This window comes from Ruegeria sp. CDSB136 (genome assembly GCF_059610965.1).
Genome location: NZ_JBXWOP010000049.1, coordinates 1 through 5,998, shown reverse-complemented (window position 1 = coordinate 5,998; position 5,998 = coordinate 1). Strand labels below are relative to the sequence as shown.

Genomic DNA, 5,998 nt, shown 5'->3' with positions numbered 1-5,998 from the left:
TTTTAGCGGCGCAGGTAAAATGATGTTGTGGTCTACCAATCGCTGTTCAGCGTCGATCATGGTACTCTCCCTCGCAGCACTTGCATGGATCTTACCATAAACCATGCCCAAAGTCGGTCTCGACCACCAAACTTTGCAAGGTCCGCTTCGTCCACATTTGAGTCATCTGGCGAAACCGCGGCGAACGGCTGTTGTTGGTTAGGGCAAACCCTGGCCGCGTTCGCGGGCATGAATGACCGCTCATCGTGGTTACGGGTCATCCGGCAAAAAGTCTCAGATGGCCGAGACGGTCCCGAAGCGGCAATCTTTACTAAGAAAGCGAGGTCCTAAGCAGGAAGCTCTCCGCCAGACTGAAGCCATCGCGCGTCGGCTTCCGGAAGCAACTCTGCAAGACGTTTGTGAAACGCAAGAAGGTCTTCGTCTGAAAGCTTGCCCTCCCACTTGCGACTGCTTGCGCTATCGAAGAAGGCTGACGGGTCTTTAAAGGTTGTGGACCGTTGTGTTTCTTCCTTAGCACTCGCGCGTGCATTGGCTTGCATGTTCTCGAACTGCATACTTTCCGCAATTGCGGCCAGCATTTCATCGCCAATTTTCAAACCAAGTACGGAAGCGAGCTTTCTAGTATGAGAGAGCAAATCGCGCCGCATATCGGCGTAATGGAAAATGTGTATGTTGGGATGTTGGATGTTTGACTTGAAGGACTTGAAGTGATGAACGATGGCCTCAAGGGTGATCCCATCGGCCATCTCCTCTCGAACGGTCTCACCAAGAAAAAGGGCGAATGAAGCTGTCAGCTCATCCGGGAACCTGTCTTGGATCAGGTCTTCCTTCAGGTTTGCCACATGTCGGCGCATCGAAAAATGTGCGTCGATTGGGTGTCTGAACACCGCGATGTAGGTGCAATCTGGATCGAAAGGAATGCCGTCAAAAGGCGTATGGGTCTTGATGCATCTTCTGTGGCTTTGAGCTTCGAACATTCGAGCTATGGGGAGTTGATCTCGAAACGCAGGGTCGAGCCAAACCGACAGGTCATCCATGACCTTGTCCATACCTGGCTTTTCAAACAAGAGCGACAGCACAAGGGCTTGCGTCCATGTTGTTCCGCACTTTGGCGGTGTTGCAACAATCACATCTCCTTGGCGCAGCGCGAACATGTCCCAAATCCGATTGTCGGTGAGACGTGTTCTGTACTCGAATGCCTTCCTTGAAGACGCCCGTATCGTCATTCTGATTTCCGCCAATGGACCCTTAATGAAACGATAGCAAGCATGCGGCGCTGAACCTAGAATTTTGATGGCACCCGAGTAGGAAGGCCTTTCAAAGTGCCAAGCCAAAACCTTCCATTCGCGGCTAGAAGCTCGTTTTGCCCTCAAGGCAGTCATTCGCGGCAACTTGCTCGAGTGTCTGTGCTGCGGTGCAAAGTCGAAATTACAAAGTTCGGTTTTCGAGGTCCGCTTCTGCCTAATTTACCCAAAAGCAAAAAGCTTGCGTGTCGTTATTCGGTCATTGATGTTCATTGAATAATGATCGCGATTTATGCGCGAAACCCCTAATATCCCTTTGACACTCCTTCACAATGGATACGCGGGAGGATTTTGTTTGGAGCGGTACTTGGCTGCCATACTCGTGGCTGATGTTGTTGGCTATAGCGCGCTTGTCAGTGCTAACGAGGAAGCCGCATTGCACACATATAGGGGCCATTTTAGGGCGCTGGAGCCGCATGTCGGTCTGAATGGCGGACGCCTATTCAAAAGAACCGGTGACGGTTTTCTTGCAGAGTTTTCCTCGGTTGTAGATGCGCTGGCATGTGCGGAAACGATGCAACGTCAGATGGCTGAGCGGAACGGGGCGCGCGGGCAAAGTCCGGAAATGCAATTCCGTATGGGAATTCACGCGGGCGATGTTTTTGATGACGACGGTGATGTTCTTGGTGACGGCGTCAACATCGCGGCCCGGCTGGAAAGTCTTGCTCCTCCCGGAGGGATCATCGTTTCAGGTCGGGTTTACGAAGACCTTGTGGGTAAGGTGGATGTATCGTTCACCGAATTGGGGCCGCAATATCTGAAGAATATCACACGCCCTGTAACTGCTTACTCGGTACAAACAGCATTTGCTACTGAATCCCCGATAATTCAATCTCGCCCAGACAAGCCTTCGGTGGCCGTATTGGCGTTTGACAATCTGTCGCCTGACTCTGAACAGGATTACATTGCAGAAGGTATAGCCGAAGATATAATCACCAGCTTGTCCAGAGTGCCCTGGATATTCGTGGTCGCCCGAAACTCTTCTTTTTCTTACAAAGGGCTTTCGGTTGATGTGCGTCGTATCGGCCGAGAGCTTGGTGTCCGCTATATATTGGAAGGGTCCGTTCGCGGCGCTGGTGACCGGTTGCGTGTCACGGGTCAGCTGATTGATGCGGAAACCGGGTCTCATGTTTGGGCGGATCGATACGATGGCAAGCTCGATGATGTTTTTGAGCTTCAGGACCAGATTACCGAGGCTGTCGTTGCTTCGATTGCGCCAGGTATCCGACAAGCTGAAATAGACCGTGCTGCTCACAAGCGCCCTGACACCCTTGGAGCCTATGATCACTTCCTACGTGCGCAGTCCTTGATCTACAGGTTCAATTTCACTGAAGCAGACGACCATTTGTCAAAAGCTCTTTCACTTTCAAGTGAGTACCCATTGGCAAGCGCTCTTCGAGGCTGGATCCGCACTTTGCTATGGAACCCAGATACGCGTCCAAACGAGGCCCGATTTGATTGCGCAATTCAGCTCGCACATGAGGCTCTGGCGGCATCACATCTTGACCTAGAGGCGCAAGCATATGCCGGTTACGTACTCGCGTTTCTTTCGGAGGATACAGAGTACGGTTTGTCACTTGTGGATCAAGTCGTCGAGAGAAGCCCAAATTGCGTTTCAGCCTGGGGATCCAGTTGCGTACTGCATGGCCTGATGGGCCAAGCACAGACGGCACAGGCACATGCCAGGGAGGCGCTCCGACTTAACCCGAATGACCCACTAAACTACCGGGTCCACATGGGTATCAGCCTGTCGCAAATCGCGGAAGGGAACTGGCGCGATCTAAGAGAAACTGCCCAAAAAATGCGTGCATTTCATAATACTGTGACTGTCTTTCGCCTGAACGAACTTGTGGCGGAAATGGCTCTCGGCAATGAGAGCCGAGCTAGAGAGCTCGCACGTATTCACATGTCGCGGGAACCCGATTTTAGCGTTTCAATGTTCCGGCATATGCGCGCTCGTATCTCTATCGCAAAACCAGAAATCTATGACGCCTACTATAAAATGCTGGCAGCCGCAGGCATTCCTGATTGACGACACCAGTTGTAGACCAGCGGCAAGTCATAGCAAGCATGCAACATGTGGAAACATATTTTTGCCGCTGGAAGAATACCCAATTTGGTCTGCGAACAATCGTTGAAGTGAATAGCGGCGAGCGGCAATCGAACCTTCGCGGCGCTCGGCGTGAACGATTGCTCTGCGGACAGAGCTACCATTGCCACGTTAGATCAGATTAATAGGTTTGCAGTATCATGCTCTGATCAGAACAGATGCCCATACGTGCGAATTGCATGCTGTCTGTTTTGCAGTTCAAGTTTGGCGTAGATTTTACTTGTGTGGTTTCGAACGGTTTTTTCACTCATTTGAAGACTTCTAGCAATTTCTTTACCACTCATTGCTTGGCAGATGAGTCTCAGCACGTCCTGCTCGCGCTTTGTCAAATCGTTAAAGTCCATCGTTTGACCGGAAGATGTAAATTCAAGCAAGCTCTTGGAAAAAGCGCGCCAGGCGGGTTCATCGCGTTGGATAATGTGATTTTTTCCCTCTAAAGCAGACATTGTCGCTCTGGGAATTTTCTGAGCGAGACGTTGTCCTTCTTCAAACGGAATAACCTGATCGTTCCTTGAATGGATCACCAGTGTTGGAACTGAAACCTTTGGCAATAGACTTTCAACATTAACGTCAGCGCGCGCCATAAGCAGGTCGGCCCCTGTCTCAGGCAAAACGGTCTTTTGGCAAAGTTCTGTAAACCAAGAGCGTTGTTCGGGCGGCGCACCAGGAAGAAATCTTGATGTAAATACATCTTGAAACGCTGGGTTGTCATTCTCCCAACCCAGGCGAAATACATCGATAACAGTCTTGTAGTTTTTGGCGGCGACCGATCCGCGGTGGTTGCTGCCCCTTGCATAGCCTCCAACGAGTATCATCCCGGCGACTCTGCCGGGATGCCTCAGCGAATACGCGATAGAAGTCGCAGCGCCCTGAGAAATACCCAGAAGATAAATTGGTTCATCTATTTCAGCGGCGTCGATTACAGCTTCGAGATCATCAACCCAGTAATCAATACCCAGATTCTCAACTCGTTTGTCAGATAATCCGCAGCCTCGCTCATCATATCGAACAAGGGTGAATTGACTTTCTAGCAATTCGATCCAGTGAGACCAAATTGGACTGTCTAGATCATAACTGAGATGCGTGAGCCAGTTAGCCGCCTTTACCATTGGTAGGCCGTTTCCGGATTTGCTCCACGCCAGCGACGTACCATCGCTTGAAGAAGTGTATCTAACGGTTCGCATGTCTTTTTTTAGTCGATTTGGGGCAAATGTCCCATCAATTTCCCGTCGGTTTGAGTCTAGCCGGGACATGTGTCCGATAGGTTGAAGGCCAGATGAGTGACACCATTGTGAAACTCAGTTTGGAGGTCATCACATGAATAAGCAATTTGACGCTTCACTACACGCATCGCCGTGTTGGTCCCAAATTTCGCCTGCTCCCTGCGTAGGGCTACATTGTTCCGGCGCTGACGGAAGCCAGTGGCGCAATCTGTTTGCCCGGATGAGCGAAGAAACCAAAACATTAGCACCCGACCTAATAGGAACCCTGTCTAGGGGTCATAAAACCCCGGACGGGCCGTTCACATTGGAAAACGAAGCTGCTTCGATTATCACTGAGATAGAGAAGCTTGGCAGGCCCGCTCACTTGATTGGACACTCGTATGGAGGAGCGCTGGCTTTGCATATCGCCAGAGCTCGACCCGACCTTGTTCGATCACTTTGTCTCTATGAACCAACTCTGTTCAGCCTACTGAAAGCCGGAGAGTTGACTGACGGTTTATTGTATTCCGAGATTGTTAGCCTCACAAACGCAATACGAACGGGCATAGAAGAGGGATGCGAAGAGTTTAGCGCACAGGTTTTCACTGATTTTTGGGGAGGACTTGGCTCTTGGCAAGCCCTGAGTCGTGAACGCAGGTGCGCTATGATTGATTGGGTTCACAAAGCCCCAAGCGATTTCGATGCGCTTCTGAAAGAACCTGACCCAGAATACATTCTTTCTGAGGGAGTCCCCTCTACGATCATTCGCGGATCGCAGACGCATGTGCACACAAAGCGCATCGCTGAACTTCTGGCATCCCAAGGCAAGCTTGTTGAACTAAAGGTTCTGAAAGGTGCTGGCCATTTGGGTCCCTTTACCTTCAAGGAAAGTTTCGAGATGGAGGTGCTGTCGCATATTAGAACTGTTGAGCATCGGTGCAATCGCCGCAAACCACGGCTTGGCGGACTCCGAAATTAAATCCGCTACAAGTATCCAAGGTAGTCCCAACGGTAGAAGGAACACTCCGGACAAAGGGTCTCGTTCCTGTCCCAACCAGCCAAATGTGCCCGTCAAGAATGCAACCAACGCCAACAGGTACAGGACCGCGAATACGATGATGGTGGTTCTACAAACCAAGTCGAGCCTCAGCAGATCAAGCCAGTGCTGCGCAGCCGTTTTCAGCTACGCAGCAGACAGGTCACAATGCGCCTTCGTCGCCCAGGAATTCGATACCAGCTGTCGCGCCATCACTGTAAGCAATGCAATTCCAAGGAGCACGATCCTCGCCAACGCCGACTGTGACCTGTGTTCCCGCCTCGCTAAACGCGGATGAGAGCACCACGACTTGCGAATTGTTCGTCGTGTTGGCTACATCTCGCAA

At 51.1% G+C, this 5,998-nt stretch carries 4 protein-coding genes and 1 pseudogene; 2 read left to right on the top strand and 3 right to left on the bottom strand.

Annotation, left to right across the window (positions count from 1 at the left end; all coding sequences use genetic code 11):
* Window positions 1-326 precede the first annotated feature (326 nt).
* Window positions 327-1,154 carry a sulfotransferase domain-containing protein gene (locus AC2FIR_RS23885; RefSeq protein WP_496748122.1) on the bottom strand — a complete coding sequence of 276 codons (828 nt, stop codon included), beginning with the start codon at window positions 1,152-1,154 and terminating at the stop codon, window positions 327-329.
* Window positions 1,155-1,611: 457 nt separating this feature from the next.
* Here AC2FIR_RS23885 and AC2FIR_RS23880 point away from each other — a divergent pair, with 457 nt between their 5' ends.
* The gene (locus tag AC2FIR_RS23880; RefSeq protein ID WP_496748120.1) at window positions 1,612-3,336 is read left to right on the top strand and encodes an adenylate/guanylate cyclase domain-containing protein; all 1,725 of its coding nucleotides are present in this window, start codon (window positions 1,612-1,614) and stop codon (window positions 3,334-3,336) included.
* 227 nt (window positions 3,337-3,563) lie between these two features.
* Here the strand turns inward: AC2FIR_RS23880 and AC2FIR_RS23875 are convergent, their stop codons facing one another.
* The gene (locus AC2FIR_RS23875) at window positions 3,564-4,523 is read right to left on the bottom strand and encodes an alpha/beta fold hydrolase (protein ID WP_496748119.1); all 960 of its coding nucleotides are present in this window, start codon (window positions 4,521-4,523) and stop codon (window positions 3,564-3,566) included.
* Window positions 4,524-4,731: 208 nt separating this feature from the next.
* On the opposite strand from AC2FIR_RS23875, the gene AC2FIR_RS23870 reads away from it, so the two are divergent.
* Window positions 4,732-5,595 carry an alpha/beta fold hydrolase gene (locus tag AC2FIR_RS23870; RefSeq protein WP_496748117.1) on the top strand — a complete coding sequence of 288 codons (864 nt, stop codon included), beginning with the start codon at window positions 4,732-4,734 and terminating at the stop codon, window positions 5,593-5,595.
* 220 nt (window positions 5,596-5,815) lie between these two features.
* Here AC2FIR_RS23870 and AC2FIR_RS23865 read toward each other — a convergent pair.
* Window positions 5,816-5,998, bottom strand: a pseudogene (locus AC2FIR_RS23865) (hypothetical protein); the annotation flags it as partial.

What these genes read in the sequence shown, in the direction of transcription:
- AC2FIR_RS23885 (WP_496748122.1), bottom strand. Translation starts at nt 1,154, where the DNA reads ATGTTCGCGCTGCGCCAAGGAGATGTGATTGTTGCAACACCGCCAAAG.
- AC2FIR_RS23875 (WP_496748119.1), bottom strand. Translation starts at nt 4,523, where the DNA reads ATGGTAAAGGCGGCTAACTGGCTCACGCATCTCAGTTATGATCTAGAC.
- AC2FIR_RS23870 (WP_496748117.1), top strand. Translation starts at nt 4,732, where the DNA reads ATGAATAAGCAATTTGACGCTTCACTACACGCATCGCCGTGTTGGTCC.